This window comes from Thiorhodovibrio frisius, from assembly GCF_033954835.1.
GTDB lineage: Bacteria > Pseudomonadota > Gammaproteobacteria > Chromatiales > Chromatiaceae > Thiorhodovibrio > Thiorhodovibrio frisius.
Window position 1 is genome coordinate 4,394,092 of sequence record NZ_CP121471.1, and the last position, 17,156, is coordinate 4,411,247.

15 protein-coding genes are annotated in these 17,156 nt (G+C 60.6%); 5 read left to right on the forward strand and 10 right to left on the reverse strand.

Features of this window, described 5'->3' with window-relative positions:
• Window positions 1–104 precede the first annotated feature (104 nt).
• From ribF to Thiofri_RS20175, 5 genes are all read left to right on the forward strand, one after another.
• Window positions 105–1,031 carry a bifunctional riboflavin kinase/FAD synthetase gene (ribF, locus tag Thiofri_RS20155; RefSeq protein WP_009147931.1) on the forward strand — a complete coding sequence of 309 codons (927 nt, stop codon included), beginning with the start codon at window positions 105–107 and terminating at the stop codon, window positions 1,029–1,031.
• Window positions 1,032–1,145: 114 nt separating this feature from the next.
• Entirely contained in the window at window positions 1,146–3,980 is a 2,835-nt protein-coding gene (gene ileS / locus Thiofri_RS20160; RefSeq protein ID WP_051023897.1) for an isoleucine--tRNA ligase, read from the forward strand.
• A gap of 11 nt (window positions 3,981–3,991) precedes the next feature.
• Window positions 3,992–4,477 (forward strand): signal peptidase II, encoded by a 486-nt coding sequence (gene lspA, locus Thiofri_RS20165; protein WP_040856171.1) that lies wholly within the window; start codon window positions 3,992–3,994, stop codon window positions 4,475–4,477.
• Between the two features lie 197 nt (window positions 4,478–4,674).
• The gene (gene rimK / locus Thiofri_RS20170; RefSeq protein ID WP_009147934.1) at window positions 4,675–5,580 is read left to right on the forward strand and encodes a 30S ribosomal protein S6--L-glutamate ligase; all 906 of its coding nucleotides are present in this window, start codon (window positions 4,675–4,677) and stop codon (window positions 5,578–5,580) included.
• A gap of 68 nt (window positions 5,581–5,648) precedes the next feature.
• Window positions 5,649–6,680 carry a succinylglutamate desuccinylase/aspartoacylase family protein gene (locus tag Thiofri_RS20175; protein ID WP_009147935.1) on the forward strand — a complete coding sequence of 344 codons (1,032 nt, stop codon included), beginning with the start codon at window positions 5,649–5,651 and terminating at the stop codon, window positions 6,678–6,680.
• A gap of 108 nt (window positions 6,681–6,788) precedes the next feature.
• Here Thiofri_RS20175 and Thiofri_RS20180 read toward each other — a convergent pair whose 3' ends face one another.
• From Thiofri_RS20180 to bchL, 10 genes are all read right to left on the reverse strand, one after another.
• Entirely contained in the window at window positions 6,789–9,611 is a 2,823-nt protein-coding gene (locus tag Thiofri_RS20180; RefSeq protein WP_009147936.1) for a PAS domain-containing protein, read from the reverse strand.
• 85 nt (window positions 9,612–9,696) lie between these two features.
• A complete protein-coding gene (bchJ, locus tag Thiofri_RS20185) occupies window positions 9,697–10,323 on the reverse strand; it encodes a bacteriochlorophyll 4-vinyl reductase (protein ID WP_009147937.1) in 627 nt (208 codons plus the stop codon).
• Entirely contained in the window at window positions 10,320–11,678 is a 1,359-nt protein-coding gene (hemN, locus tag Thiofri_RS20190) for an oxygen-independent coproporphyrinogen III oxidase (RefSeq protein WP_009147938.1), read from the reverse strand. Before hemN ends, bchJ begins: the two co-directional genes overlap by 4 nt.
• A 509-nt stretch (window positions 11,679–12,187) precedes the next feature.
• A complete protein-coding gene (gene puhE, locus Thiofri_RS20195; RefSeq protein ID WP_009147939.1) occupies window positions 12,188–13,003 on the reverse strand; it encodes a putative photosynthetic complex assembly protein PuhE in 816 nt (271 codons plus the stop codon).
• An 18-nt stretch (window positions 13,004–13,021) separates the two neighbouring features.
• Complete coding sequence (puhC, locus tag Thiofri_RS20200; RefSeq protein ID WP_009147940.1) at window positions 13,022–13,534, reverse strand: photosynthetic complex assembly protein PuhC; 513 nt, start codon at window positions 13,532–13,534, stop codon at window positions 13,022–13,024.
• Window positions 13,535–13,562: 28 nt separating this feature from the next.
• Window positions 13,563–14,258: a photosynthetic complex putative assembly protein PuhB gene (puhB, locus tag Thiofri_RS20205; RefSeq protein ID WP_009147941.1), complete on the reverse strand. Its 696-nt coding sequence runs from the start codon at window positions 14,256–14,258 to the stop codon at window positions 13,563–13,565.
• The gene (gene puhA, locus Thiofri_RS20210; RefSeq protein WP_009147942.1) at window positions 14,255–15,031 is read right to left on the reverse strand and encodes a photosynthetic reaction center subunit H; all 777 of its coding nucleotides are present in this window, start codon (window positions 15,029–15,031) and stop codon (window positions 14,255–14,257) included. The genes puhB and puhA overlap by 4 nt, the downstream gene beginning before the upstream one ends.
• Before the next feature lie 28 nt (window positions 15,032–15,059).
• Window positions 15,060–15,542, reverse strand: a complete 483-nt coding sequence (locus Thiofri_RS20215) for a PucC family protein (RefSeq protein ID WP_040855577.1) — start codon at window positions 15,540–15,542, stop codon at window positions 15,060–15,062.
• Window positions 15,539–16,243 carry a magnesium protoporphyrin IX methyltransferase gene (gene bchM / locus Thiofri_RS20220; RefSeq protein ID WP_009147943.1) on the reverse strand — a complete coding sequence of 235 codons (705 nt, stop codon included), beginning with the start codon at window positions 16,241–16,243 and terminating at the stop codon, window positions 15,539–15,541. Before bchM ends, Thiofri_RS20215 begins: the two co-directional genes overlap by 4 nt.
• On the reverse strand, window positions 16,244–17,155 hold the full coding sequence (bchL, locus tag Thiofri_RS20225) for a ferredoxin:protochlorophyllide reductase (ATP-dependent) iron-sulfur ATP-binding protein (protein ID WP_051023898.1): 912 nt from the start codon (window positions 17,153–17,155) through the stop codon (window positions 16,244–16,246). It abuts the gene before it with no gap.
• Between the last annotated feature and the right edge of the window lies 1 nt (window position 17,156).

Sequence of the window (17,156 nt, forward strand, 5' to 3'; positions counted from 1 at the left end):
TGGTCGGAGCCATACCTGGACATCTCGACAAGCAGAGCCCTGATGACGACAGAGCCTGCACCTAACCGGCCCCACAGCGACAGCTTCCACATTTCACTCACTCCATGCGCCTAATTCGTGGCCTTTATAATCTGCGTGCCTCTGACCGGGGCTGTGTCGCGACCATCGGTAACTTCGACGGCGTGCATTTGGGCCATCGGGCAGTTTTCCGGCGGCTGATCGATCTTGCGCGCATCCATCAGGTGCCAGCGACTGTCATTACCTTCGAGCCGCAGCCGATGGAGTTTTTCGCGCCCAAGCAGGCACCGGCGCGCCTGACCCGACTGCGCGAGAAGGCGCGGGTCATGGCCGAGGATGGCATCGAGCAGCTGATGGTGCTGCGTTTTGATCATTCCTTGGCAAGTCTCGATCCGGAAGTCTTTGTCTCGCGCCTGCTGGTTGCTGGGCTTGGGGTGCGTTATCTGCTGGTGGGGGACGATTTTCGCTTTGGCCACCAGCGCGCGGGTGACTATCAACTGCTGTGCGATTGCGGCCAAAGGAATGGATTCGAGGTTGCCAATCTGGCAACGGTGCGCGATGGTGACGAGCGCATCAGCAGCACTAGAGTGCGCGCGGCCCTGGCGGCAGGCGAGCTAACACTGGCCCGTCGACTGTTGGGGCGGCCCTATTGTCTGCATGGACGGGTTGCCCATGGCGAAAGACGCGGGCGCGAGCTCGGATTTCCGACAGCCAATATCCACCTGCACCGACACGCCACGCCGCTCAGCGGGGTCTATGCGGTGTTGGTGCATGGCCTGGCTCAAGGCGCGCTGCCCGGTGTCGCCAATGTTGGTATTCGCCCCACGGTAGCCGGCACTGTCGTGCGGCTAGAAGTCCATCTGTTCGACTTCGCGCAAGACATCTACGGTGCGCATCTGCGGGTAGAATTTCGCACCTGGCTGCGCCCTGAACAAAAATTTTCATCCCTCGCAGCACTGCGCGAACAAATCACTCGCGACAGCGCAGCGGCCAGAGCGGTTTTCGTGCAGTAAAGGCGACTTTGTTCGCCGCGACACATCGAACATAACGATCAAGGACAGCATCCCGTGACCCAAGCCGAGAACGACTACAAAGCCACCCTGAACCTTCCCAGCACCGGCTTTCCGATGAAGGGCAACCTGGCTCAGCGCGAGCCGGAGATGCTCAAGCGCTGGGAGCAGGAAGACGTCTACGGCCAGATTCGCGCCGCGCGCGCCGGCGCGGAGCAGTTCATCCTGCACGATGGCCCGCCCTATGCAAATGGTGCCATTCACATCGGCCATGCGGTGAACAAGATTCTCAAGGACATCATCGTCAAGTCGCGCACGCTCGACGGGCTGGACGCGCCCTATGTGCCGGGCTGGGACTGTCACGGGCTGCCGATCGAGTTGCAGGTCGAGAAGAAAAAGGGCAAGCCAGGGCTGCGTATCTCGGCCACGCAGTTTCGCGACGCCTGCCGCGAGTATGCGGGCAAACAGGTCGATGGCCAGCGCGAGGACTTCAAACGCTTGGGCGTACTGGGCGACTGGGCCAATCCTTACCTGACCATGGCCCCAGCCTTTGAGGCCGAAATCGTGCGCTCGCTCGGGCGCATCATCGACGCCGGGCATCTGCACAAGGGCGCCAAGCCTGTGCACTGGTGCATCGATTGCGGCTCGGCCCTAGCCGAGGCCGAGGTGGAATATGCCGAGAAAGAATCCATCGCCATCGATGTGCGCTTTCCGGTGCAGGAAGACGACGCCCTGTTCGCACGCTGCCATGCGGTGCCCGATGGCCATGGCGAGGGGCCCATGTCGGTGGTCATCTGGACCACCACGCCTTGGACACTCCCAGCCAATCAGGCCGTGGCACTCAATCCCGAGCTGGAATACGCCCTGGTGCAAGTGGAGGATGGCCCGGGCAATGGCCATGGCGGGAAGGAGCGCCTGCTGATCGCTGAGGGGCTGATCAAGGACACCATGGATCGATGGAATATCGCGCATTATCGGGTGATTGCCTATGGCCCCGGCCATGCGTTCGAGGGGATGAAACTGGCACATCCCTTCTATGACCGCGAGATTCCGATCATCCTCGGCGAGCATGTCACCCTCGATGCCGGCACCGGTGCCGTGCATACTGCCCCCGGTCATGGCCTGGAGGACTATCTGGTCGGCAACCGCTACAAATTGCGCGTCGACAACCCGGTCGGCGGTGATGGCCGCTTCGTCCCCGGCACCCCGCTGTTGGCGGGCGAAAATGTGTTTGATGCCAACGAGCAGGTAGTAGAAATCCTCAAAGCCCGGGGCGCCCTGCTGCGCGCGTCACGTTTCAACCACAGCTATCCGCATTGCTGGCGACATAAGACCCCGGTAATCTTCCGCGCCACCCCGCAGTGGTTCATCGGCATGGAGCAACGCGGACTCAGAAATGCCGCGCTGGAGGCCATCGACACCGTGCGCTGGCTGCCCGACTGGGGGCAGTCGCGCATTCAGGGCATGGTGGCCAACCGGCCGGACTGGTGCATTTCCCGTCAGCGAACCTGGGGCGTCCCCATCACGCTGCTGATCCACAAGCACAGCGGCGAGCGCCACCCGCGCACCCCGGAACTGATCGAAGAGGTTGCCCGGCGCATCGAACAAGGCGGCATCAATGCCTGGTTCGAGCTGCAAGTGAGCGACCTGCTGCCGGAAGCTGAAGCAGCCGACTACGTGAAGGTGACGGACACCCTGGATGTCTGGTTCGACTCGGGCGTCACCCACGCCTGCGTGCTTGAGCAGCGCACGGGCTTAAGCGTCCCGGCCGATCTGTACCTGGAGGGCTCCGACCAACATCGCGGCTGGTTCCAGTCCTCGTTGCTGACATCCGTCGCCATGCACGGGCCTGATGAGAGCAGGGCGCCCTACAAAACCGTGCTGACCCATGGTTTCACCGTCGATCAGCAGGGACGCAAGATGTCGAAGTCCCTCGGCAATGTGGTCAGTCCCCAGCAGGTGGTCAAAACGCTCGGCGCCGACATCATCCGTCTGTGGGTAGCGGCGACCGACTATCGCGGCGAGATGAGTGTGTCGGAGGAAATCCTCAAGCGCACCGCCGATGCCTACCGGCGCATCCGCAACACCGCGCGCTTTCTGCTGGCTAATCTCAACGGCTTCGACCCCGAACAGCATCTGGTTGCCCCGGGTGAAATGATCGCGCTCGACCGTTGGGCGGTGGCCCGCGCGCATGAGTTGCAGCAGGAGATCCTCAGCGCCTACCAGGACTATCAATTTCACTTGATCTACCACCGCCTGCACAACTTCTGCGTGGTCGACATGGGCGGCTTTTATCTGGATGTCATCAAGGATCGCCAGTACACCACGCCGGCCGACAGCCTGGCCCGTCGCTCCTGCCAGAGCGCCATGTACCTGATCATTGAGGCCATGAGTCGCTGGCTGGCACCCATCTTGAGCTTCACCGCCGATGAGATCTGGCAGCACATTCCCGGTCGCCAACCAGATCGGGAGCCCGGTGCTGAGCCGCCATCGAGCGTCTTCGCCGCCTCCTGGTTCGACGGCCTGTTCGCGCTCGATGCCAGCGACCCGCTCGATACTGCGGCCTGGAATCAGATACTCGAGTGCCGCGCCGCCGTTGGTAAAGCGCTGGAAGACGCGCGCAAATCCGCGCTGATCGGCGCCGCCCTGGATGCCGAGATCGCGCTTTATTGCAAACCCGAGTTGGCGGGGATTCTGAACCGCCTAGGCGAGGAGTTGCGCTTTATCTTCATCACATCAGGGGTCTCTGTGCACGGGCTTGAGCAGGCTCCGGCGGACGCGACCGACGCCGCAGAGGGACTGAAAGTGCAGGTGCGCCCAAGCCCGCACCCAAAATGCGTGCGCTGCTGGCATCATCGCGCCGACCTGGGCACCCATACCGAGCATCCGCATCTGTGTGGGCGCTGTGTTGAGAACATCACCGGCGCCGGCGAGACCCGGCGCTTTGCCTAATGAGTGACAACATGTCCGCATTCACCCCGAGCCGGGCGCACTGGTTATGGCTGTCGGTCACAGTCATCGCACTCGACCAGCTCAGCAAATGGCTGGCTGAGCGTCTACTGCCGCTGCACGAGCCGGTCGCGCTCATGCCGATGTTAAACCTCACCCTGATGCACAACGAGGGCGCAGCCTTCAGCCTGCTAGCCGATGCCGGTGGCTGGCAGCGCTGGCTGTTCGCGGGCTTTGCGCTGCTGGTCACCATCGGGCTGATCATCTGGCTGCTGCGCCTCGACGCCCGCGAGCGCCTGACTGCTGCGGCGCTAACGCTGCTAATTGGCGGTGCTATTGGCAACCTGATCGACCGGGTACGCACCGGCAGGGTGGTGGATTTCATCGATGTCTATTATGGTGACTGGCACTGGCCGGCGTTTAACCTTGCCGATAGCGCCATCACCCTTGGCGTCGCACTGCTGCTGATCGAGACCCTGCGGGCGGGGAAAAACACTTGAAGCCGGAAGCGACAAAATCGGCGCAAACAGCTTCGACCGCGACCATCCTTGCAACCATGCTCCCCCGGCATCTGAACTCGGCCCACATCTAACCGGCATTGGCGGCTAAAGCACCTCCCATCTGGGAAGCGAACGGCTGGTCGCGGCTCGGCCCGATGTGATTCCGGATCATCACTGAAAAGCTCAGGTTCATCGTAATGAAAATTGCCATTCTCTCCCGCAACGCCAGCCTCTATTCGACCCGACGCATCCTAGAGGCCGCCCGCGAGCGCGGTCACGAGGCCCGGGTCGTCGACGTGCTGCGCTGCTACATGAATATCACCTCCCATGCCCCGTCCATCCACTACAAGGGCGAGTCCCTGACGGGTTTCGATGCGGTCATTCCGCGCATCGGCGCCTCGGTGACCTTCTACGGCACCGCCGTGCTGCGACAGTTTGAGATGATGAATGTCTATCCGCTGAACGAATCCGTCGCTATCACGCGCTCGCGCGACAAACTGCGCTCGCTTCAGTTGCTGTCGCGCAAGGGGATCGGGCTGCCGGTCACCGGCTTTGCGCATGCACCTGACGATGTTCAGGATCTGATCAAAATGGTCGGCGGCGCACCGCTGGTCATCAAACTGCTGGAAGGCACCCAGGGCATCGGTGTGGTACTGGCCGAAACCGCGCAGGCTGCCGAAAGCGTGATCGAAGCCTTCATGGGACTGCAGGTCAATATTCTGGTGCAGGAATACATCAAGGAATCGCGCGGAACTGACATCCGCTGCTTCGTGATCGGCGACAAGGTGGTCGCGGCCATGAAACGCCAGGGCAAGGAGGGCGAGTTCCGCTCCAATCTGCACCGCGGTGGCACCGCAAACCTTATCCGCATCACGCCGGAGGAACGCTCGACTGCGGTACGCGCCGCGCGCGTCCTGGGGCTGAATGTTGCCGGGGTGGATATCCTGCGCTCCAATCACGGCCCACTGGTTATGGAAGTCAACTCCTCACCTGGACTCGAAGGCATTGAGGCGGCCACCACCAAAGACATTGCCGGCATGATCATCGACTTTCTGGTCAAGGACGCCATTGCCGGCAAGACGCGCACCCGCGGCAAGGGCTAAGCCATATCCCAAGCACATTCGCTTAAGCCCCCTGCCCCACCCGCCATCCAGAGAGCTGCTCAAGGCCTTTGAATCAAACCCCACTCCAGATCGCCGAGCAGCAGATTCTCCCCGGCCGCCGCACCCGGGTCGACATCCCGCTGCCGAGTCTGTTCACCCAGAACCGGGTGGTTCTGCCGGTACATGTCATCCATGGCCGGCTGGCCGGGCCACGTTTGTTTGTCACCGCCGCCATCCATGGCGATGAGATCAACGGGCTTGAGATCATCCGCCGCCTGCTTGCGACCTCTATCCTGCGCCATCTGCGCGGCACCCTGCTGGCGGTGCCCGTGGTCAATGCCTATGGCTTTGTGCGGCTATCGCGCTATTTACCTGACCGGCGCGATCTTAACCGCAGCTTTCCAGGCTCCGAAAGCGGCTCGCTGGCCGCACGCCTGGCCGCCACCCTGATGCAGGAGGTGGTGCGCGACAGCGATCTTGGCATTGATTTGCACACGGGAGCTGCGCATCGGGAGAATCTGCCGCAGATTCGCGCTGCGCTCGACGACTTTGGCATGCTCGAGCTGGCCAGCGCCTTTGGCGCGCCGGTGATGATCAATGCCGAGGTGCGCGATGGCTCGTTGCGCGCCGAATCGGCCGCGCTCGGCGTGCCGGTGATGGTCTACGAAGGCGGCGAGGCGCTGCGCTTTAACGAACTGGCCATCCGTGCCGGCCTGCGCGGCATTCTGGCGGTGATGCGATATCTCGGCATGCTGCGCGGGCGCCGGTCCGCAACGCCAACACCGGCCATCGCCCGCTCCACCCAGTGGGCGCGCGCCGGGCAGAGCGGCGTGCTACGGCAGATCAAGCCGCTCGGGTCACGGGTGGTCAAGGGCGCTCATCTGGCGACCATTGCTGATCCCTTTGGCGACTTCGACACACCGGTGCCAGCACCCACCGGCGGGATTATCATCGGACGCACCAATCTGCCGCTGGTCACCGAGGGGGAGGCGCTGTTTCATATCGCGCGCTTTGAGCAGACTGCTGCGGCAGCCGAGTCTGTTGAGCAATTGCAAAGTCTGCTTGACCCGCCCGATGATCTCTTTGTGGATTCCAACTGACAGAAACCAAGCGCTCGGATTTGATCCTGTCTGCATTTTGCAGACAACACTGAAAATACCAAGTAACAGAAGAAGCGCAAACCGCTTCCAGCAACCTCAGGATAGGTTTCAGGCAATCTCGCGCAAACAGTCGAGCAGCGCTTCACTCACATCAGCCTTGCTCAGAGCGTATTCTGCTCCAGCATCGAGCATCTCTTCGACCCAGCTCTGATCTTCTTGCACCGACAGACCAATCACCCGCACCTGACTCCAGCGCGCGCGTATCACCCGCGTTGCCTCAGCGCCGTTTAGCTCAGGCATGGAAACATCCATCACTACCACGTCAGGCTGCTTGCGGTTCACCATCTCAATCGCCTCGAAGCCATCGGATGCCTCACCCACCACGCGCATGTCCGGTTCATCGTTGATCAGACTCGCCAGTGCCTGGCGCACCATCACATGATCATCCACCAGCACGATCCGAATGGTTCGCCTGCGCTCCAACACCGGCTGCTGCCCGTGCGTGCCGGCGCCGCTAACGACGAACTGGTTGCCAGCGGTTTTGTTCTTGCTGCCCTCGCTAAGAGGCACCCTGAGAACGATGCTGGTGCCGGCCACGCCCTCCCCACTATGAACAGCCAAGGTCCCGCCAAGCAGGGTGATGCGCTCGCGAATGGCCACCAGACCCAACCCCATGTTCTGATCGGTCGCGCCGCTATCCGGCGTGAACCCGCGCCCCGAGTCCTCGACCCGTACCAGCACCTGCTCATTGTGCTCAACATCCAATACCAAAAGTGCGTCACGAGTCTCTGCGTGCTTGACGACGTTTAGCAGGAGCTCCCTGACCGACTCAAACAGCAGAATGCGCAACTCCTCGCGCTCAAACCAGACGTCATGCTCGACTTGCATGCAAACCTCTAGTCCGTGCCGCTCACCAAACCCCTGTGCCAGCCAAGCCAAGGCGTTGCCAAAACTGCCCTGGTGCAACAACGGGGGGTTGAGGTCGGCATTGAGCGTGCGGCCAGTGGCAATCGCTTGATCGATCAGGGCCTTCGCCTGAGCCAGGCCATCTTCTCCAGCCACGCGCGGGTTGCTGGCAAGCTTGGCGAGTTGGAACTTGACTGCGACCATGTCCTGTTGCAAGTGGTCGTGCAACAGCCGACTGATGCGTAACCGCTCCTGCTGCTCAGACAGAGTCAGCTGCAAAGTCAGACGGGCGAGCTGCTCGGCGCGTGCCCGAAGCTGATCGCGCGATTTGCGCACTTGCGCCTCGGCACGGCGACGCGCGTTGATGTCCTGCATCGCCCCCACCAGGCCCAGCACCTCGCCAGTGCTGCTGTGATGGGGCGCCGCCGAGACTTGCATCCAGCGCCACGCGCCATCGCCCCGGCGTACCCGACAGGCCATCTCAAAAGCGCACGGAGGCTGTGCCGACTCCGCAAGCCGTTGCTGAAAAGCCGGCAGATCTTCACGGTGAAGTAGCTGTGGCCACAGGTCTCGAAGCTGTTCGGATGCCTGGCTACCCAAGCCGAAAAACTGCCGGAAGACGCCATTGACAAACTCCAGTCGACCCTGCTGATCTGCCACCCACAGGATCAAGGGGACGCCATCGGCCATAATACGAAATCGCCGCTCGCTCTCGCGCATAGCCACCAGCGCGCGCTGGGCTGCCTCGGCAGCAATACGCATGCTAATGTCCTCAAGCACGACCACCACACCCTGGTCGCTTCCCGGCAGCGGCGCGGCCGTGGCATTGAGCCATAGCACACTGCCATCGGAACGCGGACAACCGACAACTTCGTCCGTTACCACCCGTCGCTCGCGAAACGCGCGCACGGTTGCCGAGTGCTCAATGGGAAAAGGCTGTTGGTTCGCGTCGACGAGTCGCCAATAGCTCTCTTCGATATGACGCCCCTGGTAGCGACCGAAAGCACTATCGAGCAAGCGATGCGCAACCGGATTGGCCTCGGTGATGAAACCTGCGGCATCGACGACCAGAATGCCCAGGGGAAAATGCTCGAACAGAATTCGGAATTTGCCGAGAGCAAGCCCGGTCTGATCGCGCGCGCGCCGGAGCGCCGAATTGTCCCGCCCGATGACAGCCGCGCCAATCACCCGGCCCGCGTTTTCTCGACAGGGTCGGTACGTGACCGACATAAAAGACTGCGCACCGGGCTGCAGCTCGAACCAGGCATCGTAGGAGACGATTTCTCCGTCAAAGCAGCGGTCCAACTGAGGTTTAACCCGCGCACTGAAAACACCCTCGCCAAGCATATCCGCGACATGGTGCCCCACAATCATGCTGCGGGGCTTGCCGAAAACTCTCTCGTAGACGGCATTCACATAGCGGTAAATATAATCCGTATCAACAAAGGACACGGGGTCACCGACGGCGGCTAGAATAGACTCGACCTGACGCAGCTCTTGCTCGACCCGCCTGCGGGCACTGATATCGCGCCCCACCCCGATGATGGCGGCATCGGCCCCGTCTCCGGCGGGTAAGCGGGTATAAGACCAGCCAAACCAGCACCAGCCAGCCCGGGTGGACAAGCGCTGCTCGGAGTAAAGACGCGAGCGCACGCCCAGGGTATCGAGCGTCACATTTTCTTCACACTCAGCATCGCCATCGAGCCATTGCAGTACCTCGATGATTTCGCCGTGCTCTTGCGGATGCACAAAGTCGAGCATATTGCGCCCAAGCAGCGCTGGCGTTTCCACCCCAAGCAGTTTATACAAAGAGGGCGTAGCGAAGCGCAGAACACCTTCGCCATCGAGCACGATGACGGACTCCGCGAAATGATCAGGCAACCGGCACGACCACCGAGCCGCATTCACCGGCTCCGAGGCAGACACAGGATTGCGTTGGAGCCAGCGCGCACGCAGCCAGAGCAGGCTGACCGGCAGGGCACCGAGCAGCACACCAGTCAGCAGGAATGCCAAGGGAGACAGCATGCGAGTCGAGGCTGGGCAGGAAACTCAGCCAGGTTGGGGCGAGGTTGGAACGCGACTCGGCACCGCCTGGTTGGAAAGAGAAAAATCAGCGCCGCCAGTCGATCTCGAACTGACAGGCCGGGGCACCAAGTGCCTGGCACTGCGTTTCGCGCACTCGCGCTCGCGGGCTGACCAGGATTTGGCACAAACGCTCGAAGGCACCAGCATAGAAGTCGCAGACTGGAAGGCTGGCCGTCGCACCACGACAGATTGGACATTGGGCAATGGACACCCGCACCGGGCGTCCCATTTCAAACCCATAGTGACCGCTGCCGACAAAGGTCCAGGCGTTATTGGCGACGGCTTTCAGCAGCATGCGACATGCCGGGCCGGGTGGCAGCCATTTCAGCACCCGCTGAGCAGGCTTCGGGATTCGATGCGCCAGCAGGTAATCGCCGGTACGCAGGCCAGCATCGCGCGAGACAGCGCCCGCAGCCTCGATCGAGAGTTCCGCGCGCAATGCCTGTTGAAGCGCAATCACCTCAGCCTCAGGGACCATCTCCGAAGGCAGATTCTGCCGGTAATGGGATAAGCCGGCAGTGGCGAAAACCCGGTCAGCAGTCTCGGCGCTCTCAAGCGCAAGCAAAGCCTCACCAACACGAATGATGGCATTGGGGCCAATGCGCGCTGGCTGGGCACCCGGCTGCGGAGCCTGCCCGCCCGAGACTGTCAAAGGGACCTCGAGAAATGCCAGCGGGCGCGATCCCAGGCGAAGTAGGCCTCGTGCTCGGTGCACAAATGCCGCAGCAAATAGCGTCCTGTCGGGGTAATGCGCAGCTTATCGCCCTCGACATCGACCAAGCCATCGCGGGCATAGGCCGCCAGGCGATGGTATTCCTCGTCCAAGCAGCCTTCGGCCAGTTCCAGTGGCAGTTCAAGATTACAGATGAGATAGCCGATAGCCTCGCGGCGACGGCGGTCGGTCGAATTGAGTAAATGCCCGCGGGCAATGGGAAATTCCCCGCGTTCGATCGTGGCTTCCCAAGCCGAGAGGTTGGGCTCGTTCTGCACGCAATGACCATGCACGTCGCCAGCCGCGCCTGTGCCCAGCCCGATGGTATGGTCCGCCCGCATCGTGGTGTAGCCGATACAGTTGCGCCCCAGCCGCCCTTCATCCTGAGCAATGGCCAGTTCATCGGTATCGAGCACAAAGGTATCCAGCCCGACCCACACATAGCCGGACCCCAGAAAGGACTTGACCGCCTGCTCGAACAACCCCTGCCGACCCATGTCATCCGGTAGTCGGTGGATATCAATGGCATGCTGATGCATGGCAAGGCTGGTCCCGCGCGAGTAGCCGAAGCAGGCCACCCGATCAGGCGCCATCTCGATCACGGCATCAAGCGTAGCCTGAAAGCTGTCCGGGGTTTGCTCGGGTAAGCCGTAGATCAGATCGAAACCGATGGAGTCGAACCCGACCTCGCGCGCCATCCAGTAGACATCGCGTACCAGGTCGATGGACTGAATGCGCCCGATTGAGCGTTGCACCCGAGGTTCCAGATCCTGCACGCCAAAGGTGACGCGTCTGAAGCCCAGCGCATACAGCAGCTCGAGCTGACCAGCGGAGGTGCGGCGCGGATCGCACTCAATCGAGGCGTCGGTTTCCGGCAGGATGCGGAAACGGTCGTTGACTAGCTCTACCAGGCGAGTGAGTTGCGCGTCGTTTAGGTAATTGGGCGTGCCGCCGGCAACATGGAGTTGTAAAACATCGCGTCCAGCGCCGATGGCGTCCCCGACCATCTCCACCTCACGTTCGAGCGCATCAAGGTAGCCATCGATGCGCTGGCTATTGTGCGTCACCGTGGTATTACAGCCGCAGTAAAGGCAGCGCCCCGGACAGAAGGGAATATGCAGATACAGGGCAAGGGTGTCATCGGGATTCCGGCCCACGTCCCTGAGCGCCTGTCGATAATCCGCCCCGGTGAACCCCTCCGACCAAGCATCTGCCGCCGGTGGATCAGGACGGTCGAAACAGCTAAATCGGGTCAGTAACTCCGGCGAGATATCGACGGACACCATGTTAGTCATCAGACGGCAACCTCAGCGTGGCTGGGCGGTAAACAAGCGCGCAGTCCCGAACAACCTTATCTGGCCAGGCCAGTTGATCGAGAAAGACATGATCGGGAACAAAGCCGCGCACAGAGGGCGCGGGCCTTTGATGGCCTGAGCGATTCGGCCGCAGACGGACAACAGGGGGAAAGACAGATTGAACGGATCGCAATCTGTTGGGTCGCGATTCGCCGGGCTGGAATTCCGGGTCGCCTCGATCAGTTGCCGAGTGGTCCAAAACGTGAACCGGCAAGATACGCATACAGCGTCCTCCGGGGATTCTCCAAAGGCAGCAGGGCCGCACAGAATAAGTCAACCGCCGACTCAATACCTTGACTCAACTCAAAGGCATCGCACTTAGCAAAGCTTAAACCCCTTTCCGGCGTTTTGCCAAATTCCCGGACTAGCGGCACTGCAAATGAGCAAGAAACTGGAGCCAAACACGCTACGCGATAGAATGAGCTTGAACAAGCACGCGCAAGTGCTCGTTATTGCGCCGATGTCTCTGACGGCGAGCCTTTCTGCTTCTCTTTGGACGCTGACACCTCATTGGGCTCAAACACCCAGTCCCACAAGGCCGAATCGGCCACGGGAAGCACCAGAAACCAATGCTCAAGAATGGCCAGCGCGAGCAGGCTGGCACCCAGCACTGCGGCTTGCGCAGTAAAGCTGCCGGGCGGAAAATCCAACGCATGCTCGATCAGCAGGGCCATCACCACGGTAGCCACTGTCACCGAGATAGGAAACAGCAGATTCATCGGGCGCTTGGCGAGATAGCTGGTGAGAAAACGCAAATGCGCCGGCAGCCAGTCTTCGTTCAGGTTGGGCACACCAAAAAACAGATTGAGCTTGGAACTCCAGCGCATCCACCAGAGAACCGCGAAGGTCCAGGCGGCCATCTGATTGACCTGCCCCCAGCTCAACGCGAATAACAGCAAGCCGACCGAGACAATAGCCAATTCATGATACAGGCTGGTCTGAATTGCCAGCCAAAAGCGCTGTCGCTGATGGCAATCATGCGGGCAATCTGCCTTACGCGGACCTGTGAGGGCATTCATGAAATAGGTCATTTCAATCCAGCCCCAGATCAGCACACCGCTGGTAAAGCCGAGATAGGCACCCAAGGTGTCGGCTCGATCCGCCACCCAAATGACCACCGCTACAGAAGCGCCGCCGAGCAGCGTAGCACCAAGCAAACTAAAGCGATAGGTTCGCGCCGGGAGGCGGTCCAGAAACAGGATGACCCCGGTACTAAACCACCACAAAAACAGCGCGTAGAGAATCGCGAGCGCAAGGCTCAGCATGTGCAGATACAGTTGTAATTAGCGTGGGACGTCTGGCTGCGTTGGGTACCCGGTTGCCGGGTCTGCGGCGGACGAAGAGGATGTATCTAGATGCTTGGCTTCAAGGAGCTCACGAAAGGCAGCGGCGTTATCCACGCCATAAGCGCGCAAATCGAGTTGTTCGCCAGTTGTCGGGTCTTCTAGCACCAAGCGACCGCTAGCGCGCAGCGATACGATGTAAGGACGGTCTTTACCGGTTTCACTGACCTTGCGATAGTGCCCAAGTCCGCGCAGAACGCCGAAGATGAAGCCATCCTCTTTAGAGTCAAGCACGGCGATTGGCGCACCCTCGGCGATAACCTCAATGGTGCTCTGGTCAATCTCGCGGAAAAACAATTTGCGTTCAACAACCACGGGGGCGAATTCCGTCTCGCTTTTCCCAATCCCGGTCAGACGCACAAAGGCGGCTGCCGCAATGGTAAAGCCAATCAGAAGGGCCGCACCAATTAGCAGGGGTCGCGGAAACTGGCGGCCCTCGAATGCGTCACTCAAGGATGATACCTCGTATTTGGCAGTCGGTTCAGGATGACGACGATGTCGCCAAGGGGTCGGCGCTCGCGGTCTCCGCTCCAGATGTTGAGCCTGACTCCGGCGATGCTGAATTCGGATGATGAGGGGCAACATCCGATGGAACGGCTTCTGCCTCGGCCTTGAGTGCGTCGGCGAGCAGTTCAGCGACGTCCTCGACGTCTGGAATGGCCCGCAGCATCGGCTGCGCCTTGGAGAAATGCCATGGCCTGACATTTGGCCACATCAGGAGGTAACTGACCTTTTGCTTAGCAATCAACGCCAGGGGAATATCGCCAGAGCCGTCGGAATGGACGCGCAGACCAGCGCTTTCGATACTCTTAAATGGCAAATTCACTGCGATGGGCACGACCACACCATGGCGGAAAATGACCCGCTTACTGCTGATGCTGTAGATAGTCGACCGCGCATAGAACCACGCAAGCATCGACAGAATGGCAACAGTCACCAGCCCCACAAAAACGAGCCACAAGGCGGACCCGAGCACAACGTCCCAGCCGTCGCCGTCGGAGAGAATAAAACCCGCCCGAAGCAAAATCAGTACGCCAAAGTAAATCCCCACCTCGCGGACATGAAACGCCCGTTTGGCCAGCGGCACCCACAGCGGGGTGCCCTGCCAAAGGAGCTCCTCCCCATCGGGGAGGAGCGCAGGCAAGCCGGGAATCGGCTCGACTTCGAATTCACTCACAGAACGGACTCCGCCCGATTCGGAGTGGCATACAGCGTACCAGCACCATAGTAAGCCGAGACCTTGTCTTCTTCGGCCAGGGTGATCTGGTCATAGTTGGAGAGAGTGGGGACATCATTGAAGTGGATGCCATTGATAGACCGGACTTTCACTTCACGCTTCTGGCCCTTGATCACGCACAGGGCAATCGGCACCAACACCTTCTTCTTGTTGCCAGCTTCGAGTTCCAGGTAGCGCACTTGGGGCTCAGCACGGTCAACCCAGATTTCGGTCACTTTGCCACCGACTTGGCCGTCAGCGCCGATCACGGTCATACCGCGGGGATCGGGATCTTTATCGACCACGGCAAAATGCTTGGCTACTCGCATCGGCACGATGCGCGGATCGCCAGCGTTGGTGAGGTCAGGCTTGTTCGCGCGAACGGCATAAGCGCCGGGGCCAACACCCGCGAGCATCGGGTTACCGACCGGACGATAGGCTGCACCGGCGAAACGATCGACCTGCTCCAGCTTAAAGTCGTACTGCGGACGCTCCGGACCGGGCTTAACCACATCGCCGCCATTGTGGGGCAGCTTGAAGGTCTTTGGTGCGGGCATAAACGGAAAGCCCTCGGTCAAAATAGTTTTGCCGAAAATTTGCACCGCCTCTTGCGGATAGCCCTCACGTTTGTCCTCACGACGGTTGAAGAAAATGACGCTGAGGAGCGACAACCAGAACGCCCAAAGCGTGACCTGCGCGAGGTCAAAATATTGTGTGATGTAACCAAATTCCATGCGGAGATCCTCCGAAGAGAGAGTTGAGTTAAGGAAGCTCGGTCAGCCCGAGCCTCGACGACGATGGCGCCTTGGCCGCCCCCGTGCACCGCACGAGTAGGCCAACCGCGATCAGGGTTGCGAACAGGAAAAGACTTTCGAGATGGTAAACCAACAGATACCAGGCGCTTAGTCCGGTCAAAGCCGGCTCCAGCGCACTCTCCACAGCCAGCCAGGAGAAGAGATCACTTGGCACACCGCCAAGCACAATCGCTATCCCGAGCGCGGCTCCCTGAACCGCACCAGAAACTCCTAAGGCCAGCCCACTTTGACCATTGTGCGCCAGATGAATGGCAGTGGTCAAAGCTCCGACGGCAAACAGCCCGCCGCCGAATCCGATTAGCGCCTCATTGGCGCGGAAAACTTGTGCCCAGCCAGACGGCAGTTTGCGAGTCGAAACATCCGCAGCATGCGGGTATTGCGACGCAGTCCGAAGCCATTTTTGCGCGAGTAGGCAATAGGCGGCCATCATGATGCGGTGACCAACTCCAGTCCCTGCGAGGTATAGAAACCGCGAATAATGCGCTCGCAACGACCGATATGCCAGGGTTTTAACGCGCTATCCTGTTCAATAAGCGCGCGAAGCCGTTTCTCGGCGATGGGAACAATAGCTGGAGAGCGATCACTGCGCGGAAAGAACTGACCGACCGCATGCATCAGCGCCAATGCCCGGGTACGCGGCGCGAAGGTAAAGATCACTGCGCAGCGAGCCTGCGCGGCGAAGCCGCGAATCAACGCCAGCGCGTCCTCAGGCTCGTAATGGATCAGCGAATCCATGGCGACAATGTAATCAAAGGTTCCGCGCTCGGCATCCAGCATATCGCCCACCGAGAAATTGACCGACCCGCCACCGAGCTCACCAGGCGCTCGCTCGCGCGCCAAGTCGATGAGGGTCGCGGACAGGTCCACCGCCACCACATCGGCGCCACGGCGCGCGGCAGCCAAGCTGAACAGGCCAGTCCCACAGCCGGCATCAAGCAGGCGGCAGCCGGAGAGATCCTGCGGCATCCAGTCGAGCAGCGTCTGACGCATCAGCTCGCGGCCCTGGCGTACGGTCTCTCGAATGCGCCCGAGCGGGGCATCGGAGGTGAGGCGTTTCCAGCCATCGGCAGCAGTGCGGTCGAAATAGGTTTCGATTTGGCTGCGGCGCTGCTGGTAGGAGGCATTGGCCATTTAATCGAATCCTAAAAAGTCGAACAGATTGCGGTCTTTCATTGGACTGACGGTTAGCGGATCGACCCCATCCCAGAGCGCCTGTGCCAGCCCCATGTATTGCGCCTTGGCCTGTTCCAGTTCGGGCGTCGAGTCCAGCTCAAAAAGCGTCGATTTCTTCAGCCGGCTGCGGCGGATGATATCGAGGTTACGCAAATGCGCCAGGGTTTTCAGCCCAACCGCCTCATTAAAGCGGTCGATCTCATTGGTCTCGTCGCTGCGATTGGCAATCACGCCGGCAAGACGCACTTTGTAGTTCTTTGCCTTGGCAAGGATAGCCGATGCAATGCGATTCATCGCAAAAATCGAGTCGAAATCGTTGGCGGTGACAATCACCGCGCGGTCGGCATGCTGCAGAGGGGCCGCGAATCCACCGCAAACCACATCTCCCAGCACATCGAAAATCACCACGTCGGTATCATCGAACAGATGATGCTGCTTCAGCAACTTCACCGTCTGCCCAACCACATAGCCACCGCAACCGGTGCCGGCGGGCGGGCCGCCGGCCTCGACACACATGACTCCATTATAACCCTCGAAGACAAAGTCATCGAGATGCAGTTCTTCGGGGTGGAAATTGACCGTCTCCAGCACATCGATCACAGTCGGCACCAGAGACTTGGTCAGGGTAAAGGTGGAATCGTGCTTGGGATCACAGCCGATCTGCACCACCCGCTTGCCAAGATTGGAGAAAGCAACCGACAAATTGGAGCTGGTCGTGCTCTTGCCTATGCCACCCTTACCATAGACGGCGAAGACCTTGGCCTTGCCGATTGTGATATCCGGGTCAAGCTGCACCTGTACGCTACCCTCGCCATCCGGCGGCGGACGGCGGGGCGGGTTCGAACCAGCGCCAAAAAGACCAGGTGGCAGA